This window comes from Selenomonas sp. AB3002 (assembly GCF_000702545.1).
Taxonomy (GTDB): Bacteria; Bacillota; Negativicutes; order Selenomonadales; family Selenomonadaceae; genus Selenomonas_B; species Selenomonas_B ruminantium_A.
Genome location: NZ_JNIO01000008.1, coordinates 1,725,158 through 1,747,588 on the forward strand (window position 1 = coordinate 1,725,158; position 22,431 = coordinate 1,747,588).

The following is a 22,431-nucleotide window of genomic DNA, read 5'->3' on the forward strand; positions in this document are numbered from 1 at the left end:
ATGTTAACTTATGCCTGAAAATGTTCGCTTATAACCTTGACTAAGCCGTTGATGGTGTATTCTGCTGCTTCCATATCCGGCTCCAGGCCGTTATTCCTGGCGGTCTCTGCCGTAACGGGACCGATGCAGGCCAGCTTTACGCCATTGAGCAATTCCTTGCTGCCCAAGAGCTTCAGCAGGTTGGTCACCGTGGAGGAACTGGTGAAGGTCACCAGGTCAATCTCTCCTGCAACCAGCTTCGCCTTCAATTCCTCAGCATTGCCTTCAGCAGTCACCGTCTGATAAACCGGCACCACATCCACCGTATGCCCCTGCTCCCGCAGCTTCTCCGGCAGGATTTCCCTGGCCTCCTGGGCCCGGGGAAGAAGGATCTTGGCATGGGGAGGCAGCTTGCCCTTCAAGGCTTCCAGTATGCCCTCAGCCCTGAATTCCTGGGGCACCACATCTGCCCTGATGCCGTATTCCCTGAGCTTCTCTGCCGTAGCGGAACCAATAGCTGCTGCCTTGGCAAAGCCCAGCGCCCGGGTATCCTTCCCGGCACCGAACAGGCGGGAGAAGAAATGCTCCACCCCGTTGGTGCTGGTGAAAATCAGCCAGTGGTAATCCTGCACATGTGCAAGGGCCTCGTCCAGTGCTTTATAGTCATCTTCCGGAGCCCTGAGCTCGATGGCAGGAGCCTCAATCACTCCCGCCCCCAGAGCCTCCAAGGCCGCCGTCAGCTTGGAAGCCTGGCTCCTTGCCCGGGTAACCAGCACAGTCTTGCCAAAGAGGGGGCGGTACTCCAGGTCATCAAACCACTTGAGGCTTTCACGGAGCTTCACGACCTCACCCACAATAAAGATAGCAGGCGGCTTCAAACCGGCCTTCTTCACATCCTCGGCTGCGGTGCCCACGGTGGTTTCCAGCACCCGCTGCTCAGCCTTGGTGCCCCAGCGGATCACTGCCGCCGGAGTATCAGCGCTGCGCCCATGCTTGATAAGTTCCTCGGTGATATGGGGCAGATTAGCCACCCCCATGAGGAACACCAGCGTGTCCACCCCCATGGAAAGCTTGTCCCAGCGCATATTGGAGCCGCCCTTGGTGGGGTCTTCATGGCCCGTCACCACCGCAAAAGAGGTAGCTACCGCCCGATGGGTCACGGGAATCCCCGCATAGGCGGGCACAGAAATGGCAGAGGTAATCCCCGGCACGATTTCAAAGGGCAGATGGTTCTCCCGCAGCAGCAGGGCTTCTTCCCCGCCCCGTCCGAAGACAAAGGGGTCGCCGCCCTTCAGGCGCACCACGACCTTGCCTTCTTTGGCCTTGTCCACCAAAAGCTGGTTGATATCCTCCTGCTTCATGGTGTGGTTACTGGAAGCCTTGCCCACATAGATGTACTCCGCTTCCTCCGGCGCCCACTGAAGAATCCGGGGATCTGCCAGCCTGTCGTAGACTACAACCTCTGCCATCTTCAGGCAATCCACTGCCTTCAAGCTGATAAGCCGGTAATCTCCCGGGCCTGCCCCCACTAAATATACCATTCCTGCCATAATCAAAACTCCTTATTTATCCAACAGCAACCCCAGTTCCTGCATGATTTCCAGTCCCCCGGCAGCCAGCAATTTCTCTGCCAGTTCGCTGCCCAGCTGCTCAGCTTCACTCTTGGCCCCTGTCAGCTTGTCACGGTACAAGCGGGCGCCGTCCAGAGAGGCGATCACCGCTTCCAGCTGCAATTTCTCATTTTCAACAGAGCCAAAGACACCCACAGGCACCTGGCAGCCCCCCTCGACCTTGGCCAGAAAAGCCCTCTCGCCCTTGGCACAGGCTGCCATATCCCCATCATTGAGGAAAGCGATCATCTCAAGGATTTCTTCATCCTCTGCCCGTGCCTCAATGGCCAAAGCCCCCTGCCCCACGGCAGGCAACATGATTTCCCTGGGCATCACTTCGGCAATCCTGTCCTTGAAGCCCAGCCTGGTCAGCCCTGCCACCGCCAGCACGATGGCATCGAAGTTCTCCTCCTCCAGCTTCCGCAGGCGGGTGTTCACATTGCCCCTGAGGTCCTGAATATTCAGGTCAGGACGGGCATGCAGGAGCTGTGCCTTGCGGCGCAGGCTGGAGGTGCCCACCTTGGCTCCCTGGGGCAAATCCTCAAAATGGCCGTATTTAAGGCTGACCACGGCATCGCCGGGGTCAGCCCTCTTGGTAATGGCTGCAATGACAAGTCCCTTGGGAACCTCCGTGGGCATATCCTTGAGGCTGTGCACAGCCAGGTCTATGCCCCCGTCCAGCATTTCCTGCTCCAGTTCCTTGGTAAAGAGCCCCTTGCCCCCAATCTTGGCCAGGGGGGCATCAAGGATTTTGTCACCCTTGGTGGTCATGAGTTTCTTCTCCACCTGCAGGCCGGGATATTCTTTTCTCAGGCACTCCGCCACATAATCAGCCTGCCAAAGGGCCAGCTTACTGCTGCGCGTACCGATAACAATCTTTTTCCTCACTCTTGGTCTCTCCTATGGTATCCAGCTTAAAGAGGGCCCTCATGGCCTCAATGTAGAATTCCTCCTGCTCAGTGCCCGCAGCGGCCGTGAGCTTCATCATGGGCATGCGCAGGATCTTGCGCACTATCATGCGGCTCATGTGTTCCACCTGCCGCCACTGAGCTTCCGTCAGCTCCGGCAGCTTGGAGGAGGCCCGGCGCACCTCACGGGCGCGGATACGCTCGCAGCGATTGGACAGCAGGGCCATAATGGGCTGGAAGGAAAGGTATTGGAACCGCTTCTCGATGGCGGCTGCTTCCTCCTCTACAATGGCATAGGCGGCCTTGGCCTCCCTGCGGCGCTCCTCCACATGCTCATCAACCACTGCTTCCAGAGAGTCTATATTGTAAAGGGTGACCCCCTTGATATCCGCCACCTCAGGGTCCACATCCCGGGGCACAGCAATATCGATAAAGAACAGGGGCCTTCCCTTCCTCTTTGCCATAAGCTGCTGGGTCTCCCAGGGCTTCACCACATAGTGGGGCGCGCCGGTGGAAGTGACAATCACATCTGCCTCCACAGCCCTGCGCATAGCCTGATCCCAGGGAACTGCTTCCCCGCCAAACTCCGCGGCCAAAGTCTCAGCCTTGTCCAGATGGCGGTTGGCCACCATGATTTTCTTCACCCCACGGGCCACCAGATGCTGGGCGGTAAGCTCAGCCATCTTGCCTGCACCGAAAATCAGGGCTCCGGCTCCCTCAAGATTCCCCAGTTCCTGACGGGCCAACTCCACAGCTGCATAGCTGACAGACACGGAATTGTAAGCAATGCGGGTCTCCGTCCTCACCCGCTTGCCCGTGGCGATGGCCCGGTGGAACAAGGTATTGATGACAGTGCTGGTGGTGCCGGCCTCCCGGGCAAGGGCATAGGCTTCCTTCACCTGGGAGAGGATCTGCCCCTCCCCCAACACCAGGGAGTCAAGGCTGGAAGCCACCAGGAACAAATGCCTGATGCACTCCTCGTCCACATATTTATAAAGATACTCGTCAATATCTTCCTCATTGCCCGTGAGGTCAAAGAGGAACTGCTTGAGGGTGACCTCATCAGAGGCAGCATCGTCCACCACCGCATAGATCTCGCTGCGGTTGCAGGTGGAAAGCACCACCATTTCCTGAAGACCGTCATATTCTGACAAATTCATGAGACCCTGACGCACTGCGCCCTTGGCAAGGGAAAAACGCTCCCTCACCTCCACAGGTGCCGTCTTATGATTCAGCCCCAACATCAGTAATTGCATTTCTTATCTCAGCCTCCGCCTGCTCAAGTTCCCCACTTCTCACTAAAGCCAATACACCGGGCGACAAAGCCTGCCGCCAAAAATCCTGCCGCTCACTGCTGTCAGACAAGCGCTCCTTCATCTCCGCGCGCATTTCCTTCAGCCGCTCAAGCCAAAGTCCAAAGCTCTCCGGGAACTCCTGCTCAAGCTCCCGCCGCAGGGCTCTGGAAAAACCGGGGCTGGCTCCCTCCGTAGAAAGGGTCACCAGCAAATCACCCCGCCTGAAACTGGAAGGCACGGTAAAGTCCGTCTGCTCAGGCTCGGTCACATCATTGACCAGCGCCCCCACCTCTCTGGCTTCTTCTGCCGCCTGCTCATTTACGTCTCTGTTGTCCGTAGCGCAGAAGACCAAAAGAGGCTTCATGTCCTTCAGCATGCCCTTCATATACCGAAGCTCATACCAGTCTACCAGTCCTGCATGGGCCAGTTCCAAAAGCCGCTCCGTAAGCTTCGGGGCCACCAGGGTAACTTTCCCGGCCGCCTGCAGCAGCCCCATCACCTTCCGCTCAGCCACCCTGCCGCCCCCAACCACGATGCAGCGCCTGCCCGTCAGGTCCAGGTTCATAGGATAAAACAAAATTCCAACGCCTCAACTTTCGAACTTGTGAACGACTGTCAATTACGAATCCGATTCACTCTTTATATTCTCTACTTATTATAACCTTTCCTGCTAGGAAATTAAAGAGATTTCACAAGACGGACATAAATATTTCCAACAGTTGCCACGCCTGGGCTTTAGTGGTATATTGAGAGTAGAAATCAGAATTTTTGCAAAGGATGGTGACGTTAAAATGACTGCCCTCAGAAATCAGGCTATGGACATCATCAGTGAACTGCCGGAAGAACATATTGCATATGTTCTTGCCATTCTAGAAAATATACAGAGAATTTCCCGCCCCCGGGAAATCCCTCATGCCTCTGCACAATTCCCCCTCCATTTGACCAAAAGAGAAAACTATGATGAAATAGAGCAGGCGCTCAATGCAATTTCAGGAGCCGTGCCAGACACCGGTATGAGCTTGGAGGAATACAGGGCGGAAAGGCTGGCAAAATATGAGACTATTGCTTGATACCAATATTGTTCTAGATGTATTCCTCAAACGCCAGCCATTTTACGAGGCCAGCAAAACCATTATGGATTTGTCAAAATTTGAGCAATTCGATGAATACGTCTCTGCCTCAACCGTAACAGATATCTACTACATCACCAGCAAAAACATCAAGGACGCGCAGGCCACCCGCAATCTTCTCAACCAAATGCTCAAAACGATTCATATATCTGCTGTAACGGAAGATGACATAAAAAACGCACTTCACCTGTCATGGAAAGACTTCGAGGACGCAGTCCAATCTGCCGTTGCTTCCTCTTATGAAATGGACGGCATTATCACCCGCAACAAAGATGACTTTCATCAAGCGGAAATCAATGTTTGGAGTCCTCAAGAGTTTCTGGATATCATTGCTTACCTAATGAAATGAAAACCACCTCCATCAGCCCCGCTAAAGGACAACTGATGGAGGTGGTTTCGTTTATTGCAGCAGCGACAAGACGCTGCTGCTATTCTGATTGGCCTGGGCCAGCATGGACTGGGCTGCCTGGGTGAGGACGTTGCTCTTGGTGTATTCCATCATTTCCTTGGCCATGTCCGCATCACGGATGGTACTCTCGGAACTGGTGGTGTTCTCATGGCTGATGGTGAGGGTATCCTCCGTCTGCTCCAAGCGATTGATATAGGAGCCTACCTGTGTCATTTCGTTTAGCGCATAGTTAATGGCCTTGTCCAGAGGGCCATCAACGCTGGGATCAGTGAGGCTCCCCAACAGGCGTTGGGCTGAAGCACGGGTACAGACATTGGCCAATTCTGCCAGTTCTTCATCTGTCTTGACGCTGAACAGTGCTTTGGTGCCGAGGTTTTCGATATAGCAGTTGATACGCTGATTAGCCTTGGTGCCAGTGTGAATCATGAGGGGATTGCCGTCAATACTAGCTTCGCGCAGATTAGGCTTATAATCGGACTCAGGTATTACCGTATAGCCATTGATGGTAACCGTACCAACTGCTCCCGCCTGACCTTTGCCAATATCTTCGCCATACTCACTAGTTACAAAGCCAGTCATGTTTTCAATAGTTATATTGCCCGCACCAGTGTAACACCCACTACCGATACCCGCACCTGAAATACTGGAAGAATATACTATAGAATTCCTTATGCTTATATCTCCAGCCCTGAAGTCAGCAGAAGAACCAGCCAAACTACTGCCACTGCCGCCAATCCCAGCTCCAACAGATACAGACTCAGCATGGATTACAGACTCTTCAATGGTGATATTTCCTACAATGCCGATCATACCACCACCAATGCAGGCACCTTCAGTACCGGAACCCCTAGTACCGGTAAATCTGGCATTTTTTATTACTATATCACCGACTTTAGAATGAGAATATGCGCCGCTACCAAGATTAGCCCCAAAGCCTTTAGTTGAAATATCAAAAACACCGCCATTTATATAAATATCTCCTATGCTCCCGCTGCCTCCAGATCCAATACAGGCACCGTTATAAAGACGTTGCTCCCCCTTCAGCTTATATGTGCCACTGTTGATAGTCAAATTAGCATTGCTACGCTCACCACCATCTGTACCAATCATAGCCCCGCTGCCATTCAGAATGTGCATTTCCATAGAGCCGTCTCCCTCAACAGTAAGTCCAGCGCCAATGTTGATAATGGCATTTCTAAAACTGTTTACTGTAGAGTCAAAAAAATTGCGCCCCTTGATTGACAACACATTATCACGGCCAGAGAATCTTATCCAAGACTGGTCAGTGGTATTTTTGACATTCAATCCTTCAATCCACAGATTAGCATTTCCAGCAGCAGGTCCTATGATATGCACATCCGTAAGCTGAGCAGAATTAGCCTGCTTGATTTTAACCCCTGACACCCCATTCGCAATAGTGATGTCACCAGAAAAGCCCGCCCCTAGTACATAAACACCAGCGGTGGTGATAGTATGGTTACCACTGGCGAGAGTAACGGGTGTACCGCTGGGTTCCACTACCCCCGTACTTACACCACTGCTATTGCCACTGCCGTTATCGATAACCATAGCCGTCTGCCACCGCTCGTATTCACCGTTCAACAGCAACTTCCCATTATAGTGAGTAGTCGCCACAATATCATCAATCTGCTTCAGCTTCTCATCGAATTCTTTCTGTATGGTAGCCCTGTCCGCATCCGTATTGCTATCATTAGCCGCATTGATGGCCAGCTGCTTCATTTCTCGCAGTTCATCTACAATCCCCTGAATACCACCCTCTGCCACCTTCAACATAGAGCGTCCTGTGCGCGTATTATCAATATCCTGCCGCAGGCTCCTTATTTGCGCCTGCATTCTCTCAGAGATACTGTAATCCGCAGTTCCGTCCCCTGCGCTCACGATTTTTAGGCCACTGGCTACCTTGGATAATTGCTTGCCTAGCTTAGACACATTTTTATTAAGTTCCCCTAATGTCATATTCGCCGAAGGATTATTAACCACCGTCATAGCCATGTTCCTTACCTCCTTGGCCGCCCCTCCCTAGGCTTTCCGCCTATTTTCACTGCAAACCATCAGGATACGCCTGATACACCCACATTCTTTTCTCCATGCTTGAAAAGGTCGTCAGCAGGGAAGGATCTATCTCCAGTCCCTCTGCTATATCCAGAAGCAGCGCTAGGGATATGTTGTCGCCGTACTTGCCACGCTCAATTCGGCTCAGGGTGCTCTGGCTAATATGCACCTTCTCTGCCAACTGGTTCTGCTCCATGCCGTACAATATGCGATAATATGCTATTTTTGCTCCAATTTGCCGAAAGAAAATGTCCCGACGAATTCCCACAGTCTCCACCTCTTTACGTTTTGCCTATAATAATTATCGCATTTCTTCGGCTCTCGGTTTGGCATATAGTCGCCGTATTACATCAAGTATATGCTTTTATTGTGCATGTCATTGCAAAATAGTGATTTTCTGTAATTTAATTATGTTTCTGATATAATTATAGTGTTTTTCACTTCAAATTGCAATGTATTTTCCCATTTTATTGCATTTCACTATGCTATAACCTATACTGTTATACAAAGGAGGGATACGATGAGCATAGGAATACGACTAAAGTCTATACGCAAGGCACTTGCCCTTAACCAAACAGATTTCGGGGCCCGCATCAGTCTTAGCCAAACCACCATTGGCCAATACGAAAAAGAAACACGCCCCCTTACGGAGCGTGTCATTTCACAGCTGGTCAGCGAATTTCATATAAATGAAGAATACCTGCGTCATGGAACCGGAGATATGTTCATCGATCAGACGCCAAAGCTCGTCCGGCAGCTGGCTGACGAGCTTTCCCTCTCTGACAGGGAGCATCATCTGCTGCTGACCTTCCTTTCCTTCCCTCCTGAAACCCGTGCACAGGTCCTCGACTTCGCCCAGGAATTTGTAGCTAAACTACATCAAATAGAAATAAAATGATGCAACGCCAAAAAGCTGATGCATGCTCACTTGAGTACGCATCAGCTTTTTATATTTGCTGTTATCGGACTATCTCCCACTCAGCCAGACACCGCTCCTTGGAGTCGAAGCCCACACCAATCTTAAACACTTGCCGCTTGTCGGCCTTGTAGGGCAGGGCATAGCCTTGTTCTTCGATTTGCTGCAGCGCCTCGGCGGCGGATTTGTCCACTTTGAATTCGAAGATATAGACGAACTTTTCAGTCTCCAAAATACAATCGGCCCGTCCCTTACTGCTCCTTACCTCGCACTGCACGAACTGCCCCAGCAAGGTAAAGAGAATATAGAGCACCGATTGGAAGTAATGCTCGAAGGGGGCATCGTTCGTGGTATATGGTATACCAGCAAAAAGCGCGGTGAGGATATCCCGTATGCTCTCCGTATCCCCCTCCAGGAGCCTGAGGCGCAAAGTGTAGATGTCCTTGCCGCTGCCGGGAACGGCATCCGGCACGTATTCAGGAAAGAGGCTCTTCAGTAAACCATACTCGACCTCTTTATTTGGAAAGCCCAAAATATAAAGCCCTGCCGCCCGATCATAATCCACTATGGTAAGATACCCCGTCTGGTAAAGGAGGGGCACTATATCGGGATTGTCCGCCCGGTAATCAGTGATAGAAACAGCCTCTGCATATATAGTGTGCTTGGCAAATTGCTGCACATCAAAGTGCATATTCTTGAGCCGCCGCACCAGGAAAGTGGGAGTCCCCGTGCCAAACCAGTAAGCACCGAAATCGCCCTTCTTCAAGGCATTGAGCAGACTGAAGGGATTGTAAACTCCAGGGCTGCCCGGATAGAAGTGGTAACCATCATACATACGAGCCAGCTTTTGCAGGCACGCCTCTTCAGTCAGGCCGTTCTTTTCAGCCATCCGCAGAAGTTCAGGCTGGAAAGCAGCACGAATTTCCTCCTCCGTCATGCCGCAAATGCCGCTATATGCCTCGTCAAGAGAAATATCCTCCAACTGGTTGAGGTCGCTGAAAATACTGACCTTGCTGAACTTCGTGACACCAGTGATAAAGACAAACCGCAGGTAATCGTCATTATTTTTCAACGTACCAAAGAACCCTTTGAACACAGCTTTGTTGTGCTCTTCCATGGCATCGTTCTCCAACACCTCTAAGAGCGGCTTGTCATACTCATCTACCAAGACCACGCAGCCCTTGCCAGTCTCTTCTTTTGCCAACTTCAGCAGTCTCTGAAAACGGTCACTCAGTGCCCCCTGCTTCTCACAGCCGTATTTCTCTTCCCAGTGGCAAAGCATACTGTCCAGCACATCTTCCAAGGGTCTGGCCTGATAATTCTGCCCGTTGAAATCAAAATAGAACACAGGATACACCTGCCAGGCATCCTTATTTCCCTTTTCCAACTCTGCAATAGCCAGTCCCTCAAAAAGCTCCTTTTTCCCCTCCCAATAAGCCCGCAGGGTAGAAAGAAACAGGCTCTTGCCGAAACGCCTGGGACGGCTTAGGAAATACTGCTTGTTGCTGTGAGCCAGCTCATATATATAGCTTGTCTTGTCCACATAGACAAAACCATCTTCCCTAAGTCCGGAAAAACTTTGCACTCCGATGGGAAGCATCCTTCTAGCTTCACTCATTGCTCATCCCCCCGTTCTTCCGTGATATTCATGCGTAAATCATACCACTAAAAAGCTCTGCCTATGGAAAACATGACCATCGACAGAGCTTTTCTCTTTAGGAACCGCTGATAAAATGAAGTTGTCCAGATTGGCGTAGATTGTTTGTTCTTCACAAGGCGACAAACCGCAGGCATAGCGGCGCTATGTCGAGGATTTTTCAACGCAGTGAGGACAAACAAGATGCGTCAAGATGGGCTGCTGAATTTATCAGTGGTTCCTTCACTCCAGGGACACGATCTTATTCTTCAGCACATAGATAAGCGCCTGGGTCCTGTCCTTGACCTTCAGCTTGTGGAACAGGCCTGACAGGTGGTTTTTCACCGTCTTTTCGGAAATCCCCAGGGCCTTAGCGATGTCCTGGTTAGACAGGCCCTTCACCATGCAGTGGAGCACATCCATCTCGCGGGCAGTGATGCGTTCCTTGTGACCGGCGTCCCACATCTCCTTGGCCAGCGTGCCGAAATCCTCTCCTTCGGGCACGTCCCCAAACAGACGCTCGGAAAGCTGGGGGTAGATGAAGGCATTGCCTTCGTTCACCACGTGGATGGCCCGCACCAATACGCTGGGCTCCACATCCTTCAGCAGGTAGCCAAGGGCGCCGTTCTTCAGCATTTCCAGCACGTAGTTGTCGCTGTCGTGGATGGTCAGGGCGATGATCTTGGTCTTGCTGCCCAGTTCCAGCAGCTGCTTGGTGACCTCCAGGCCCGTGGTGCCGGGCATATTGATGTCCAGCAGCAGCACATCTGGCTGCAGGGCCAAGGTGCGGGCCAGTGTCTCCTGGCCATCCTCAGCCTCGCCCACGATTTCCAGATCGTCCTCGAAACTAAGTACCCGCTTGATGCCCTGGCGGAACAGGGTATGGTCATCTGCTATCAATACTCTTATTGCCATTTGCTTCTTCCTCTATTCTTTCTGCATCAGTTACTATCATATCCTTATCATCCAGTATACGGGCTTTGAGGAAAATCAGCAACTCCGATTCTGTATGACTTCTGGAAGTATGCCTGAAAAAATGTCCCAACACGGGCAAATCCCCCAGGAAAGGTATCTTGGAAAGCCTTTGGGCTTCCTCGCTGCCAATGAGTCCCCCTATGACCATGGTCTCCCCGTCCTTCAGGCGCACATTGGTATCAGCACTGCGGGTCTGGAAGCGGTAGGCCTTTATATCCTCCACGTATAATGGGGAGCTGACCTCCGTATGCACAGAGGCCGTGATATCGCCATCATCATTGACCCGCGGCGTGTAGCGCAGGATGATGCCTGCCTTGCGGTACTTGATGGAATTGGTGGTGATATCGTTGGCAGTGGTCTGCTCCGGCACCGGCACTTCCCCGCCAATCTCAATCACCGCTTCATGGCCCTGCAGGGTGGTGATATTGGGGCGGGACAATAGTTTCGCCTTGCCCGAAGTTACCAGGGCATCTATCTTGGCATCAAGATAAACATTATACCCCAAAACTCCCGGTCCTATGCCGTAGCGGATGGTGCTGCCACCGGGGTCCTTGATATAGCTTTCCTGCTCCCAGCGCTGGCGCCAGCTGCGCTCAAGAGGCTGACGATGGGACTGCCAGCTCCATTCCACCCCCAAATCCCTGGAGGCGTCCTTGGAGATAGCCACGATCTTGGCCTCAAGGGAAACCTGTCTGGCAGGCACATCAAGGCGTTTCAGGATTTCTTCCATGGCCCGTGCCTCGGCAGGCGTGCCGTAAAGCACGACAGAATTAGTAGCCGGGTCTGCCATGACCCTCAACCCTTCTGCATCATTTGCCTTAGGTTCCGGGTCTTTTTGACTACTTTTCCCTTTGCCCTCATTTTTATCATTCGCTGTACTTGCCGTTTCTCCTTTTTCTTCTAAAGAGATTTTTGCCATGCGGGCAATTACCCTGGGGTCGGCATGGCGCAGGGTATAAACATGAATGCTGCGGCTGCCCCTGCCAGGCAGGGTGATGAGGTAGACCCCCTGCTCCTTCAGGAGCACCAGTCCCTTGGCAGCAGCGATATGCTCGATGATTTCCTCCGGCTCGGCAGTGATGCTTAAGGTAACCGTGCCCCCTACAGCATCGTCCATCACCAGGTCAAGCCCGCCCATGCGGGCCGCCCCCAGCAGCAGGGAGCGGACACTGCCCTCGGCAGCCTGTATGGTCATAGGGGAAGCAGACACCAGCTTCACACTGCTTGACCAAAAGGAAAAGACCAGCAAAAATCCCAGCATGAATCTCCATAATGGTCTTCCCATATTTCATCATCCCTCTTTGTCATGGCAATTCCAGCCATTTTTCTCCCTGGGGAGTGCTTACCAGCACCCGCCTGGCTTCAATGGCTGTCACCGTCAGCCCTTCTGTTCCCTCGCCTGCAGCCAGAGTCAGTGACTTGCCCCCGTACTCCACCAGCGCCAACTGTCCCGAAGCTCCTGAAATTATCCCCGTAAGTTTCGGTTCCTGCACTGACGGCGGTTTGAGTGCCGGCACAGGTGGAGGGGCCGGCAGCGCAGCAGGCCTTGCCTCCTGCCCGCCCCTTGGCACAGCAGGCTTTTTTCCCTCCGCAGACTTGCTCCTTTCCGCCCGTGTCTCATGAGTCAGCGTAAAGGGGTCTTTCAGTCCCTCTGAGGCTGCCGCCTGTTCACTGCCCCTTATGGCCTGGTGGGCAGGCCTTTCCTCTGGAAGTGCCGCCTTTTCCGGCAATGCCAGGGACGCTTCTTCCTCAGGCTCCGAAGCAAAGATGCCTCCTGCCAAAACTATTATCAGCAACAGGGCTGCCAGTCCGGATTTTTTCCAATCTTGCAAGGCCCCACCTCCATTTCCTGCATAGGAAAAGGGATGTCCCTAAGCCTTTTGGCAGCTTAGAGGCATCCCTTGAGATTTCTGCACTAATGAAGCTTTGTGAGTCTCCCCTAAAGCGCCTTAGCCCTTCTGGTTGGCAGCCTTGACCTCAGCCAGTTTCGGGCCCATGATGCGCTTGTAAGCCTCGACACCGGGCTGGTCGAATGCGTCCACATTGGCAAGCTCGCCCTCGTAAGCCACGCTCATAGCCAGCATGTAAAGAAGCTCGCCCAAATGATAGGCATTGAGAGTAGGCAGAGTGAAGCAAGCGTTGTAGCGCTTGTTGGAAGCCAATGCATCCTCGTTGGACTTGCGGGCCACTTCCAAAGCCTGGCCCATGGTCACGCCAGAGATATCAGAAAGCTTCTTCACATCCGGGAAGATATCCGGGATGGTCAGGTCTTTCTCCCAGTTTTCCAGGCGGATGAACTGCACCACCTTGTTCAGCTTGCCTTCCTGATGCTGCTGGGTCTGAGAATGCATATCCGTGGTGCCCACAGCCACCAGCGGAGTACGGCCGTAGCACACTTCCTTGCCATCCTTGTTGAACTGCTTGCCCAGGGACTCAGCCAGCAGCTGGATGTACCACTCGGACACAGACTTCAGGTAATCGCCATAAGGCATCATGACCTCGATATCACGGCCGTGCTTCTCGGAAGCAGCGAACTTCAGGGCAGCGTTCAGCATAGCCGGGTTCTGCCACAGGTCCTCGTTCTGGCAGGCCTTGTCCATATCACGGGCGCCTTCCAGGAACTTCTCGATGTCGAAGCCCACACAGGCAGCCAGGGTGAGGCCCACCTCGCAGAAGATGGAGAAGCGTCCGCCCACCCCATCGGGTACTGCATACTGAGGCCAACCTTTCTCGATGGCCAACTTCTTCAGCAGGGTCTGCTTTTCCATGTTGGGGTCGGTGACAGCCACCACTTCCACATCGATATTGTCGAACTTCTGCAGGGCATCGTAGATGACCATGAAGTTGGACATAGTGTCCAAGGTGCCGCCGGACTTGGAGATGACCAGCAGGAGCACCTTCAGGTTGCGCTTCTCATGGGAAGTGGTGACCTTGGCGCTGTTCTCCAGATAATGGATGATATCGCCGGTGCGGCGGGGGTCGATATTCTGACCGCTGAAAATGATCTTCGGGAAGCCCTTGCGCTCCTCCTTCGGCAGCTCATTCCAGAACTCGCCGCAGTGCACATCAAAGATAACCTTGTCACCCAGGAAGGAACCGCCGATACCCAGAGAAACAACGAAGTCCACATTGTCCTTCACATGGTCAGTGAGCTCCTGCAGGTGCTTCAAGGAGCTGGGGCTGTTGAGATGGCCCTCTTCGATGTACGGAAGCTGGGAGAAAAGGACCTTCTCCGGCTCACCGTCCTTGGAAAGATGAGCGCGGATAAAGCCCTTCTCGCGCATGACCTTCATGGCCTCATGAGCCTTCTTCAGGTCTTCCTCATAGCTCTTCAGATCAGCCTCGGTGACCTTGCCTTCACCGTACAGGTTATCATAGTCGAAAGTAAAGCCAGACTTCAGCTTCAAACTCATCTTGCTCAACACTCCTTAGCTTATATAACACAAAACAACATATCTGCAAGTTATCATTCTATAACCTTTATCAGTATAACGCATTTTCTCCTATTTTGCCATAGGGAGTAACCGTTTAACACAAAAAAGCCTCATTGCGTCTGATTTTTTGCCACAATGAAGCTTGTATCTTCTCAATTCCTATTCACAGAAACAGTATAACCGCCCTGCTTTGCCAACATCTTGTTGACTTTCACGCCTAAAAAAGCTGCCCCCAGAGACTTCATTATGTCCCCAGGAATAAAGGGCAGCACTGCCATGGCCAGACCGGCCATGAGATCAACATCCATCAGCATCATCATGGATATGAGGCCGCCAAGGTAGGTGAGGGGAATGCCTATGACGATATTCATCACAGCGTAGCGCTTGAAGCTGATGTCCCTGCCCTTCAGCAGGCTCACCAGATAATAAGCCACAGGCCAGGCCAGATAAAAACCTCCCGTGGGCCCCAAGATCCTGCCCAGCCCTGCCGTTCCTCCCGGCAGGACCGGTATGCCTATGGCACCCAGGGCCAGATAGAGGCAGATGGCCAGAGCCGTTTCCTTGGGCGGCAGCACGAAAGCGGTGACACCGAAGGCCAGAGTCACCGCTGTAACCATTCCCGGCGTGAAAGGCAGCGGAAACGTGATATAAGCTGAAATGCAGCAAAAGGCCACGCACATGGCCACCATAGTTATCTTCTTCGTAGATTCCATCCCGATACCCCCATAGAAAGGTCTTCCCTGAATATAAAAAACGCTTTGCTTACAGTTCGATTATACCCAACTGCAAGCAAAGCGTCAACCTTATATTTTAAAGAGGTTTACCGTATATACTTTTCTCTGACGTAACGCTCAAAGAGACAGCCTTCCCCTGTCGCCTGCTCCTTCAGGGCAAAGCCCTCCAGGACCGGCAGGAAGGCATCTGCTCCATAAGTTCCCTTCACTCTGGTTATATAAGCTTCTCCCGTGTATGGCAGCAAGAGTTGGTAAACCTCCGCCCCGCCTATGCACCAGAACTCCTTCTCCCCCTGCAGCTGCAATTCCCCAAGGCGATGCCAAAGGTCTTCAAGGCCTCCTGTCAGTTCAAAGCCTTCCCTGGCCGCTCCCGTCAAAGAACGGGACAGCACAAGATTCCTCCTGCCTGGCAAAGGCCCCGGCAGTGACTCCATGGTCTTCCTGCCCATGATGAGCACGCCCCCCATGGTCAGCTGGCGGAAGCGGGCCATATCTTCAGGCAGGCTGACAAGAAGCCTGCCCTCCCGGCCCAGGCCCCGCTCTTCATCAATGCAGGCAATAAGCTTCAAGGGAAAGGGATCAGAGCACTCTGCCGCGGGAAAAACTTCCTGACCTTCCCTGGGAAGAAGCTTCAGCCATTCCCCCACGAAACGCCCCTTGATCACCAGTTCAGAAGCGATATCTGCCAGGGGCACCAGCACAAAGGCCCGCTCTGTCAGATAAGGATGCGGCAGGCACAATTCCTCAGTGCAGGACTCCACGCCCTCCATGCAGAGCATATCTATGTCTATGGTGCGGGCTCCCCAATGCTCATGGCGCACCCGTCCCAGGTTCCTCTCTATCCTTTGGCAAAGATGCAGGAACTGCAGCGGCTCCAGTTCTGTACGAACTTCCGCGCAGGTATTGATAAAGCCAGGTTGGTCAGTCTTGCCCCAGGGAGCAGTTTCGTAAAAGGGCGCAACTTTCAGGAGTTCCGTTCCTTCCGCCAAAGCCAGCCGGCGCAGGGCCTCACGGATAGTCTCGCCCCGCTCTCCCAGATTAGCCCCCAGGCTCAAGCAGGCCTTCCTCATGCCCGTGACCTTTCAATGGACACTGCCGCATCCTTGAAGAGGCCCTTGATGGGAGCTTCCGGCTTGTGCAGGGTGATCTCCACCTTTTCCACCAGGGAAAAATCCTGCAGGATAGCGGCAGCAATGCGCTCTGCCACCGTCTCGATGAGATTCATCGGCTCTCCCTCCACGATTTCCTGCACTTTGGCAAAGACCTCGGCATAGTTCACAGTCTTGGACAAATCATCGCTTTGCCCCGCCTCCTGCAGGGAAAGGTACATCGCCGCATCCACGATAAAGGGCTGTCCCGTCTGCCGTTCCTCCGGCAGGCAGCCGTGATAGCCAATGAATTCCATCCCCGTCAGCACAATCTTATCCATTGATGATCGCCTCCGCCATTCTGATGGCCCGCAGATTTTCCTTCACATCATGCACACGCACAATATCCGCCCCCTTCAGGGCGCCTATCACCGAAGTGGCCAGAGTTCCCTCCAAACGTTCGTCCACAGGCAGGTCAAGGGTCTTGCCAATCACGCTCTTGCGGCTGGTGCCCAAAAGCAAGGGATAGGCAAAACCATCTATCTCCGTCAGTTCCTCCTGACGGTTCATGACCATGAGGTTATCCTCCACCGTCTTGCCAAAGCCCACACCGGGGTCAAGAATCAACAGCTCCCGTGGAAGTCCCGCAGCTTCCGCTATCTCGATGGTACGGCGGAAGAAATCACGCTCTGCCGCTATGACATCGCCTTCATAAGCCTGATAATCCGTGCCCTTCTGGTTGTGCATGGCGATGACAGGCACCTGGTACTGAGCCGCCACTTTGGCCATTTCTCCCGGTTCTTCCCTGTACTGGAGCCCCCAGATATCATTGAGGATATCCGCCCCCATTTCCAGGGCCGCTTCAGCTGTCTCCGCCTTGAAGGTGTCCACGGAAATAGGCAGCCGACACTCGGCAGACAGGGCCTTCAGATAAGGCGTGAGCCTTGCTATCTCCTCCTCAGCAGGCATGGGCACGAAGCCGGGACGGCTGGACTCGGCGCCGATGTCGATGATATCCGCTCCCTCTGCCTCCATCTGCCGGGCATGGGCCAGAGCCTCCTCAATCTCCACCCACCTGCCCCCGTCGGAAAAAGAATCGGGAGTCACGTTCAGGATGCCCATGATGAGCGTACGCTTGCCTAGTTCCAATTTTTTTCCCTTGCGCAGGTCATAATGCCTTTCCACCAAAGTCCTTCTTTTCATCAGAACGCCCCCTATTTCTTCTCTCCTCCCAGCAGCAGCCAGGCCTGCTGATAAAGCCCCTTGTCCTTCAGAAAGTTGCCGGTGCACTCTGTGGTGACAGTACGTGCACCAGGTGCCAGATCACCCCGCATCATCATGCAGAGCTGCTGTGCTTCCACTGTCACCAGCACACCTTCCGCGCCTACTCCCTCGGCCACAGCCCCGGCAATCTGTCGGGTGAAACGCTCCTGCAGCTGGGGGCGGCGGGACAGGTGCTCCACCACTTTAGTGAACTTGCTGAAGCCTGCCACCAAACCCTTATGGGGCTGGTAGACAATGTCCACTTCCCCGAAGAAGGGCACCAGATGATGCTCGCACATGGAGTAAAAGGGAATATGCCTTACCGCCACCAGCCCTGCGGCATCAGACTCAAAGAGCTCCCCCCATTCTTCCTGCTCTACCGGTCCCAGTCCGCTGAACAACTGCCCATACATTTTGGCAACCCGCTCCGGCGTCTTTTCCATGCCCAAGCTTGTCAAATCAAGGCCCACATTATCCAAAAAATTTTCCATGGCTTTAGCTGCTGGATTATTATTTTCCATTGGCCAATCTCTCCATTCGTCTATCAAAAAAGCCTTCTCCTCCGGAGAAGACTCGCTAGATTTATCTACGCCTTATCAATTTTCTCCTGAGCTGCTGCCTGGCTGGCGGCAATCTGCTCCCGTACGGACTCCTGAGTAGGAGGCTGATAGGTAGGTACAGCCGGCTTTTCAGCCTCTGCCGTCTGGGCAGGAGCAGCCTGCTCAGTTGCTGCCGGGGCAGGCTGGGAAGCTACGGGCTGAGCTGCCGCATTCTGCACAGGGGGCTGGCTCTGACTGGGGGATGGCTCGGCATTCAGAGCCTGGGTCAGGGCATTGGAAGCCTTCTTGAACTCACGCAGTCCCTTGCCCAGGGCGCGGCCTGCTTCCGGCAGCTTGCCGGGACCAAAGACTATGAGTCCCACTATCAGTATAAGAATAAGTTCTGGTACGCCGATACCAAACATCTGCACTCACTCCATTTGCTCTTACTCAGTAATCACGGTCACCGATAAAATCTGCCACCATGATATATGCTTCCTTCACTTCTTTGGGCAGGGTGTCCGGCAGCACTGCCTTAGCCCGCTCCAGATATTCGTCAGCCTTTTCCTTGGCCTTGTCGATGCCATCAGTGGCCTTGACGATTTCCAGCGCCCTTTCCACATCTGCGGTACCCATTTCCGGGTCAGTGACAATCTGCCGCAGGACTTCAGCCTCGGGGCTGACTTCCAGGGCACGGATCACCGGCAGGGTCACAATGCCCTGGCGGATATCATTGCCCGCAGGCTTGCCCATGGTTTCTTCAGTCTGAAGAATATCCAGCAAATCGTCGGTGATCTGGAAAGCCATGCCTATGCAGTGGCCATATTCAGCCAGCTTTGCCCCTTCCTCGGGGGTAAGGCCGCCCACTTCTGCGCCCAAATCACAGCAGATTTCCAGGAAGTCAGCTGTCTTTTTCTGGATGCGGCAGAAGTAATCCTCATAGCCCCGGGAGGCCTGGTACACTGCATTGTCCTGAATGATCTCACCTACACTGAGATTGCAGACCAGCTCTGCCAGACGCACAGATACCCTGTTGCTGTAGCCGGCAGCAGCGATGAGGCTGAAAGCCCGGGCGAAAATATAGTCACCGGACAAAATTGCCACCTGATTGCCCCACTTGGCATTGGCAGTAGGCTCTCCTCTGCGGGTATCGGAAGAATCTATCACATCATCATGCACCAGGGAAGCCGTATGGATAAGCTCCAAAGCCACCGCCAGGGGCAAAGTGCGCTTGAGGTCAAATTCCTTCCCCCCCCGGGCAGACAGCAGGCACAAAGCAGGCCGCAGCCGCTTGCCCCCGGAAGTCACCAGATGGGTGCCCACCTCATTGACCAGTTCCTCCTCAGAAGAAACAGCCTGCAAAAGCTCCTCTTCCAGTACCTCCAAATCCTTTTTTATCACATCAAACATAGCGTTTGGCAAATCCATCACCTACAACAATCATAATTGCTTGACACATTCTATTATTTTACTATGAATTCTTATTGAACGCAAGCTGAGCGCGGCGTGAGATTAGAATTCATGTAAGGGCGTGTGGACACCGAAGGTGTCCAGTAAGTTTACTACATTGTGCAAATTCAGTCCAGCAAAAAAGCACCCGCCAGGGGTGCTTTCACTTAATTGTGCTTACTTGCGAAACGGGCCATTCTTGTACGCCTTAGGCTTGCCCAATATCTCCGACCAGGCCAGGGCCGAAATGGCCTGCTCTGGCGTCAGGCCCAGATTAGAGGTCTTGGTCTGAATCGGCGCCAGTCGCTCTTCTGCCCTGTGCTCCGGCTCCCTTTCTGCTACCTCTGCCCTTCTGAGCACAGGCTGCTTCAGCACCGGCAACTCAGGCTCAGGCTCCGGCTCGGCATAGATTTCAGGCTCCTGTGTCTCTGGCACAGGCGGCTTGATATCAGGCCAGGGCATAGGCAGTTTCTGCCTGCCCTGCCTCTGTCCCGGCTGGGGCAGAGGTCTTTGGGGGACTTTTTTCTTCTTGCCCCCCAGCTGGTCGGAGATGACAACGATGGCCACCAGAACTAGTATTGACCAAAAGGAATCCATGCGAATCCCTCCTTACGCCTCTCCCTGAGGTGCCCGGGGAGCCTTGGGCGCAGTCAGCTGGCCGGCTTCCCCTGCAGTACTGATGGCCTTGCGCATCTCCGTATCGGCCTGCACATTGTTGAGGTTATAGTAATCCATCACACCCAGACGGCCCTGACGCAGGGCATCTGCCATGGCATGAGGCACCTCTGCCTGAGCTTCCACCACCTTGGCCTCCATCTCCTGGGTATAAGCCTTCATTTCCTGCTCCTTGGCTACAGCCATGGCGCGGCGCTCCTCAGCCTTGGCCTGGGCAATGCGCTTGTCGGCCTCAGCCTGGTCAGTCTGCAGCTCAGCGCCGATATTGCGCCCAACATCCACATCCGCAATGTCAATGGAGAGAATCTCAAAGGCAGTACCTGCATCCAGCCCCTTGCCCAGCACGGTCTTGGAAATATCATCGGGGTTGGCCAGCACGTCATTGTGGCTCTCAGAGGAACCGACCGTAGTGACAATGCCCTCGCCTACGCGTGCGATGATGGTAGGCTCGCCAGCACCACCCACCAGCCGGTCAATATTGGCCCGGACAGTAACACGGGCCTTGATCTTCAACTCGATGCCGTTCTTGGCCACGGCAGAAACCACCGGGGTCTCAATGACCTTGGGGTTGACGCTCATCTGCACAGCTTCAAGCACATTGCGGCCTGCCAAGTCGATGGCAGCGGAGCGCTCGAAGGGCAGGGGAATCTGAGCGCGGTGGGCAGCAATCAGGGCATCCACCACCTTATCCACGTTGCCGCCAGCCAGATAATGGGCCTCCAGCTGGTTGACATTCACATCAAGACCTGCCTTGTTGGCTTTGATAAGGGGCAGGATAATCTTGGAGGGCGTAACCCGGCGCATGCCCATGCCCACCAGCGTGATGATACTAACCCGCACATCAGCCGCCATAGCAGAAATCCACAGCCCTATGGGTACGAAGTGCAGGAAGATGCCCGCAAAAATCAGTACAACCAGAAACAAAATGCCAGAACCAAAAATTGCTTCCATGATGATGCCTCCTTAGTATTCAACCATTAAGTGAGGGGTACAGGCATAGCATAAGCGGAACGTTCGGGATTTTTCCAAGAATCTTAGTGAATCAAGCCCTCAAGGGCGCAGATGAACTTAGATTCCTTGGTAAAATACCGAGTGGAGCGTTGCTATGCCTGTGCCCCGAACGCCTTAGCATGCTATCAGTTCTCATCAATCCTGCGAACCACAACTCTCATGCCTTCCACGGCGATTACCCTGACCATCTCCCCCTTTTTCAGGAAAACCCCTTCGGCCACCACATCCACAGGCCGCCCCTCTATCCAAGCAGTGCCCGCAGGTCTGAGATCCGTGGTAGTCTTGCCGGTCTTGCCCACCAGACCTTCCTGGGGCGTGGCACTCACATAGCCCTGATTCGTGGTGAGCTGATCTTTCAGTATCATCTTATCCCACAGGGAGTCCCAGTAATCCTCCTGGGACCGCTGCGGGTCCTTGGGACGCTGGCTCATGTATGCCGCCTCCTTTATATCTAAAGCCCTTGAGGGCACTTACTTGTAAAAAAAGACGCCTGTGAATCCATAGACTCACAGACGCCTCGCTCATTCATTATCTGAACTTGCGCTTACGAGCTGCCTCAGACTTCTTCTTGCGGCGAACGCTCGGTTTCTCGTAATGTTCACGTTTCCTTACTTCAGCCAGAGTACCAGCCTTCTGGGACATACGCTTGAAGCGGCGGAGAGCACTATCGATTGATTCGTTTTTACCAACTTTGATTTCGTTTGCCATCTATTTTCCCCCCCTCCACTTGACTTGGGAGTTTCGTACTGTATAATCATGATTTTCACAATCACACCATGATATTATAACGCCATTGTTCAGATTTTGTCAACAGACAAAATCTCCTTTTAGCGTTTCGTCGAGGCCAAGGCCTCGACATACAGTAAGGGTCTTGCCCCATGTCAACATGTCATTCTGGGAAAGATGGAAACTTTCACGCCCCATCAAATGCCTTCAGGACAGAATCAGCCCGGCGGCCACTGCATGGAGCGTCCTCCCAGCAAATGGAAATGCAGGTGCTTCACGGTCTGCCCGCCTTCGTCACCCGTATTGGCCACCACCCGGAAGCCCTTCTCAGCTACCCCCAGTTCCTGGGCCAGCTGCGGGATCACATCCACCAGGATATGAGCTGCCAGCTCCTTGTCCTCTGCCTTGAGCGCCGCCACGCTTTCCACATGCTTCTTGGGAATCACCAGCACATGCACCGGCGCCTGAGGCTCCAAATCCTTGAAAGCCACTACCTGCTCATCTTCATAGACCACGGTGGAGGGAATCTCCTTGGCAGCTATTTTGCAAAAAATACAATCTGACATATATACATGCACCTC

The 22,431-nt window shown here is 53.5% G+C and carries 26 protein-coding genes; 3 read left to right on the forward strand and 23 right to left on the reverse strand.

Going from position 1 to position 22,431, the window contains the following annotated elements:
- Nucleotides 1-8 precede the first annotated feature (8 nt).
- From cobA to P159_RS0116210, 4 genes are read right to left on the reverse strand one after another with little or no spacing between them, the layout of a single operon-like run.
- On the reverse strand, nt 9-1,529 hold the full coding sequence (cobA, locus tag P159_RS0116195) for a uroporphyrinogen-III C-methyltransferase (protein WP_029545759.1): 1,521 nt from the start codon (nt 1,527-1,529) through the stop codon (nt 9-11).
- A gap of 12 nt (nt 1,530-1,541) precedes the next feature.
- Complete coding sequence (hemC, locus tag P159_RS0116200; protein WP_029545760.1) at nt 1,542-2,477, reverse strand: hydroxymethylbilane synthase; 936 nt, start codon at nt 2,475-2,477, stop codon at nt 1,542-1,544.
- Nucleotides 2,440-3,753: a glutamyl-tRNA reductase gene (gene hemA, locus P159_RS0116205; protein WP_029545762.1), complete on the reverse strand. Its 1,314-nt coding sequence runs from the start codon at nt 3,751-3,753 to the stop codon at nt 2,440-2,442. Before hemA ends, hemC begins: the two co-directional genes overlap by 38 nt.
- Nucleotides 3,722-4,369: a bifunctional precorrin-2 dehydrogenase/sirohydrochlorin ferrochelatase gene (locus tag P159_RS0116210; protein WP_029545764.1), complete on the reverse strand. Its 648-nt coding sequence runs from the start codon at nt 4,367-4,369 to the stop codon at nt 3,722-3,724. Before P159_RS0116210 ends, hemA begins: the two co-directional genes overlap by 32 nt.
- A gap of 169 nt (nt 4,370-4,538) precedes the next feature.
- Here P159_RS0116210 and P159_RS0116215 point away from each other — a divergent pair, with 169 nt between their 5' ends.
- Both P159_RS0116215 and P159_RS0116220 read left to right on the forward strand, forming a co-directional pair.
- Nucleotides 4,539-4,862 (forward strand): M20 family metallopeptidase, encoded by a 324-nt coding sequence (locus P159_RS0116215; RefSeq protein ID WP_139283548.1) that lies wholly within the window; start codon nt 4,539-4,541, stop codon nt 4,860-4,862.
- Nucleotides 4,846-5,271 (forward strand): PIN domain-containing protein, encoded by a 426-nt coding sequence (locus tag P159_RS0116220; protein ID WP_029545768.1) that lies wholly within the window; start codon nt 4,846-4,848, stop codon nt 5,269-5,271. The genes P159_RS0116215 and P159_RS0116220 overlap by 17 nt, the downstream gene beginning before the upstream one ends.
- Nucleotides 5,272-5,322: 51 nt before the next feature.
- Here P159_RS0116220 and P159_RS19655 read toward each other — a convergent pair whose 3' ends face one another.
- Both P159_RS19655 and P159_RS0116230 read right to left on the reverse strand, forming a co-directional pair.
- Complete coding sequence (locus P159_RS19655; RefSeq protein WP_051650426.1) at nt 5,323-7,344, reverse strand: flagellin; 2,022 nt, start codon at nt 7,342-7,344, stop codon at nt 5,323-5,325.
- A 46-nt stretch (nt 7,345-7,390) separates the two neighbouring features.
- A complete protein-coding gene (locus P159_RS0116230) occupies nt 7,391-7,672 on the reverse strand; it encodes a helix-turn-helix transcriptional regulator (RefSeq protein WP_029545772.1) in 282 nt (93 codons plus the stop codon).
- A gap of 252 nt (nt 7,673-7,924) precedes the next feature.
- On the opposite strand from P159_RS0116230, the gene P159_RS19660 reads away from it, so the two are divergent.
- Nucleotides 7,925-8,302, forward strand: a complete 378-nt coding sequence (locus tag P159_RS19660; protein WP_051650427.1) for a helix-turn-helix transcriptional regulator — start codon at nt 7,925-7,927, stop codon at nt 8,300-8,302.
- A 61-nt stretch (nt 8,303-8,363) separates the two neighbouring features.
- Here P159_RS19660 and P159_RS0116240 read toward each other — a convergent pair whose 3' ends face one another.
- From P159_RS0116240 to P159_RS0116320, 17 genes are all read right to left on the reverse strand, one after another.
- Entirely contained in the window at nt 8,364-9,938 is a 1,575-nt protein-coding gene (locus P159_RS0116240) for an ATP-binding protein (protein ID WP_029545775.1), read from the reverse strand.
- A gap of 261 nt (nt 9,939-10,199) precedes the next feature.
- Nucleotides 10,200-10,871, reverse strand: coding sequence for a response regulator transcription factor (locus P159_RS0116245; RefSeq protein ID WP_029545777.1), 672 nt, complete (start codon nt 10,869-10,871; stop codon nt 10,200-10,202).
- A complete protein-coding gene (locus tag P159_RS0116250) occupies nt 10,843-12,216 on the reverse strand; it encodes a type II secretion system protein GspD (RefSeq protein ID WP_080706034.1) in 1,374 nt (457 codons plus the stop codon). Before P159_RS0116250 ends, P159_RS0116245 begins: the two co-directional genes overlap by 29 nt.
- Nucleotides 12,217-12,235: 19 nt before the next feature.
- Complete coding sequence (locus P159_RS0116255) at nt 12,236-12,763, reverse strand: hypothetical protein (RefSeq protein ID WP_029545781.1); 528 nt, start codon at nt 12,761-12,763, stop codon at nt 12,236-12,238.
- Nucleotides 12,764-12,880: 117 nt separating this feature from the next.
- Entirely contained in the window at nt 12,881-14,344 is a 1,464-nt protein-coding gene (locus P159_RS0116260; RefSeq protein WP_029545783.1) for a glucose-6-phosphate isomerase, read from the reverse strand.
- 173 nt (nt 14,345-14,517) lie between these two features.
- Nucleotides 14,518-15,078, reverse strand: a complete 561-nt coding sequence (locus P159_RS0116265; protein ID WP_029545785.1) for a biotin transporter BioY — start codon at nt 15,076-15,078, stop codon at nt 14,518-14,520.
- Nucleotides 15,079-15,185: 107 nt separating this feature from the next.
- Entirely contained in the window at nt 15,186-16,169 is a 984-nt protein-coding gene (gene folK, locus P159_RS0116270) for a 2-amino-4-hydroxy-6-hydroxymethyldihydropteridine diphosphokinase (protein ID WP_029545787.1), read from the reverse strand.
- Nucleotides 16,166-16,528: a dihydroneopterin aldolase gene (gene folB, locus P159_RS0116275; RefSeq protein WP_029545789.1), complete on the reverse strand. Its 363-nt coding sequence runs from the start codon at nt 16,526-16,528 to the stop codon at nt 16,166-16,168. Before folB ends, folK begins: the two co-directional genes overlap by 4 nt.
- The gene (gene folP, locus P159_RS0116280) at nt 16,521-17,390 is read right to left on the reverse strand and encodes a dihydropteroate synthase (RefSeq protein ID WP_029545791.1); all 870 of its coding nucleotides are present in this window, start codon (nt 17,388-17,390) and stop codon (nt 16,521-16,523) included. Before folP ends, folB begins: the two co-directional genes overlap by 8 nt.
- Before the next feature lie 11 nt (nt 17,391-17,401).
- Nucleotides 17,402-17,971, reverse strand: coding sequence for a GTP cyclohydrolase I (gene folE / locus P159_RS0116285; protein WP_029545793.1), 570 nt, complete (start codon nt 17,969-17,971; stop codon nt 17,402-17,404).
- 65 nt (nt 17,972-18,036) lie between these two features.
- Nucleotides 18,037-18,414, reverse strand: a complete 378-nt coding sequence (tatA, locus tag P159_RS0116290) for a twin-arginine translocase TatA/TatE family subunit (protein WP_029545795.1) — start codon at nt 18,412-18,414, stop codon at nt 18,037-18,039.
- A 25-nt stretch (nt 18,415-18,439) separates the two neighbouring features.
- Nucleotides 18,440-19,411, reverse strand: a complete 972-nt coding sequence (locus P159_RS0116295; protein ID WP_072004184.1) for a polyprenyl synthetase family protein — start codon at nt 19,409-19,411, stop codon at nt 18,440-18,442.
- A 204-nt stretch (nt 19,412-19,615) separates the two neighbouring features.
- Nucleotides 19,616-20,035, reverse strand: coding sequence for a hypothetical protein (locus P159_RS0116300; RefSeq protein WP_029545798.1), 420 nt, complete (start codon nt 20,033-20,035; stop codon nt 19,616-19,618).
- 12 nt (nt 20,036-20,047) lie between these two features.
- A complete protein-coding gene (floA, locus tag P159_RS0116305) occupies nt 20,048-21,064 on the reverse strand; it encodes a flotillin-like protein FloA (protein ID WP_029545800.1) in 1,017 nt (338 codons plus the stop codon).
- Nucleotides 21,065-21,249: 185 nt separating this feature from the next.
- The gene (locus P159_RS0116310) at nt 21,250-21,555 is read right to left on the reverse strand and encodes an NfeD family protein (protein WP_029545802.1); all 306 of its coding nucleotides are present in this window, start codon (nt 21,553-21,555) and stop codon (nt 21,250-21,252) included.
- Nucleotides 21,556-21,652: 97 nt separating this feature from the next.
- The gene (gene rpsU, locus P159_RS0116315; RefSeq protein WP_014425320.1) at nt 21,653-21,832 is read right to left on the reverse strand and encodes a 30S ribosomal protein S21; all 180 of its coding nucleotides are present in this window, start codon (nt 21,830-21,832) and stop codon (nt 21,653-21,655) included.
- 236 nt (nt 21,833-22,068) lie between these two features.
- On the reverse strand, nt 22,069-22,416 hold the full coding sequence (locus P159_RS0116320; protein WP_029545804.1) for a histidine triad nucleotide-binding protein: 348 nt from the start codon (nt 22,414-22,416) through the stop codon (nt 22,069-22,071).
- Nucleotides 22,417-22,431: the final 15 nt, after the last annotated feature.

Excerpts from the sequence above, each read along its gene's own strand:
- cobA (WP_029545759.1), bottom strand. The coding sequence starts at position 1,529 with ATGGCAGGAATGGTATATTTAGTGGGGGCAGGCCCGGGAGATTACCGG.
- hemA (WP_029545762.1), bottom strand. The coding sequence starts at position 3,753 with ATGCAATTACTGATGTTGGGGCTGAATCATAAGACGGCACCTGTGGAG.
- P159_RS0116220 (WP_029545768.1), top strand. The coding sequence starts at position 4,846 with ATGAGACTATTGCTTGATACCAATATTGTTCTAGATGTATTCCTCAAA.
- P159_RS19655 (WP_051650426.1), bottom strand. The coding sequence starts at position 7,344 with ATGGCTATGACGGTGGTTAATAATCCTTCGGCGAATATGACATTAGGG.
- P159_RS19660 (WP_051650427.1), top strand. The coding sequence starts at position 7,925 with ATGAGCATAGGAATACGACTAAAGTCTATACGCAAGGCACTTGCCCTT.
- P159_RS0116240 (WP_029545775.1), bottom strand. The coding sequence starts at position 9,938 with ATGAGTGAAGCTAGAAGGATGCTTCCCATCGGAGTGCAAAGTTTTTCC.
- P159_RS0116245 (WP_029545777.1), bottom strand. The coding sequence starts at position 10,871 with ATGGCAATAAGAGTATTGATAGCAGATGACCATACCCTGTTCCGCCAG.
- P159_RS0116250 (WP_080706034.1), bottom strand. The coding sequence starts at position 12,216 with ATGGGAAGACCATTATGGAGATTCATGCTGGGATTTTTGCTGGTCTTT.
- P159_RS0116260 (WP_029545783.1), bottom strand. The coding sequence starts at position 14,344 with ATGAGTTTGAAGCTGAAGTCTGGCTTTACTTTCGACTATGATAACCTG.
- P159_RS0116265 (WP_029545785.1), bottom strand. The coding sequence starts at position 15,078 with ATGGAATCTACGAAGAAGATAACTATGGTGGCCATGTGCGTGGCCTTT.
- folK (WP_029545787.1), bottom strand. The coding sequence starts at position 16,169 with ATGAGGAAGGCCTGCTTGAGCCTGGGGGCTAATCTGGGAGAGCGGGGC.
- folB (WP_029545789.1), bottom strand. The coding sequence starts at position 16,528 with ATGGATAAGATTGTGCTGACGGGGATGGAATTCATTGGCTATCACGGC.
- folP (WP_029545791.1), bottom strand. The coding sequence starts at position 17,390 with ATGAAAAGAAGGACTTTGGTGGAAAGGCATTATGACCTGCGCAAGGGA.
- folE (WP_029545793.1), bottom strand. The coding sequence starts at position 17,971 with ATGGAAAATAATAATCCAGCAGCTAAAGCCATGGAAAATTTTTTGGAT.
- tatA (WP_029545795.1), bottom strand. The coding sequence starts at position 18,414 with ATGTTTGGTATCGGCGTACCAGAACTTATTCTTATACTGATAGTGGGA.
- P159_RS0116300 (WP_029545798.1), bottom strand. The coding sequence starts at position 20,035 with ATGGATTCCTTTTGGTCAATACTAGTTCTGGTGGCCATCGTTGTCATC.
- floA (WP_029545800.1), bottom strand. The coding sequence starts at position 21,064 with ATGGAAGCAATTTTTGGTTCTGGCATTTTGTTTCTGGTTGTACTGATT.
- P159_RS0116310 (WP_029545802.1), bottom strand. The coding sequence starts at position 21,555 with ATGAGCCAGCGTCCCAAGGACCCGCAGCGGTCCCAGGAGGATTACTGG.
- rpsU (WP_014425320.1), bottom strand. The coding sequence starts at position 21,832 with ATGGCAAACGAAATCAAAGTTGGTAAAAACGAATCAATCGATAGTGCT.
- P159_RS0116320 (WP_029545804.1), bottom strand. The coding sequence starts at position 22,416 with ATGTCAGATTGTATTTTTTGCAAAATAGCTGCCAAGGAGATTCCCTCC.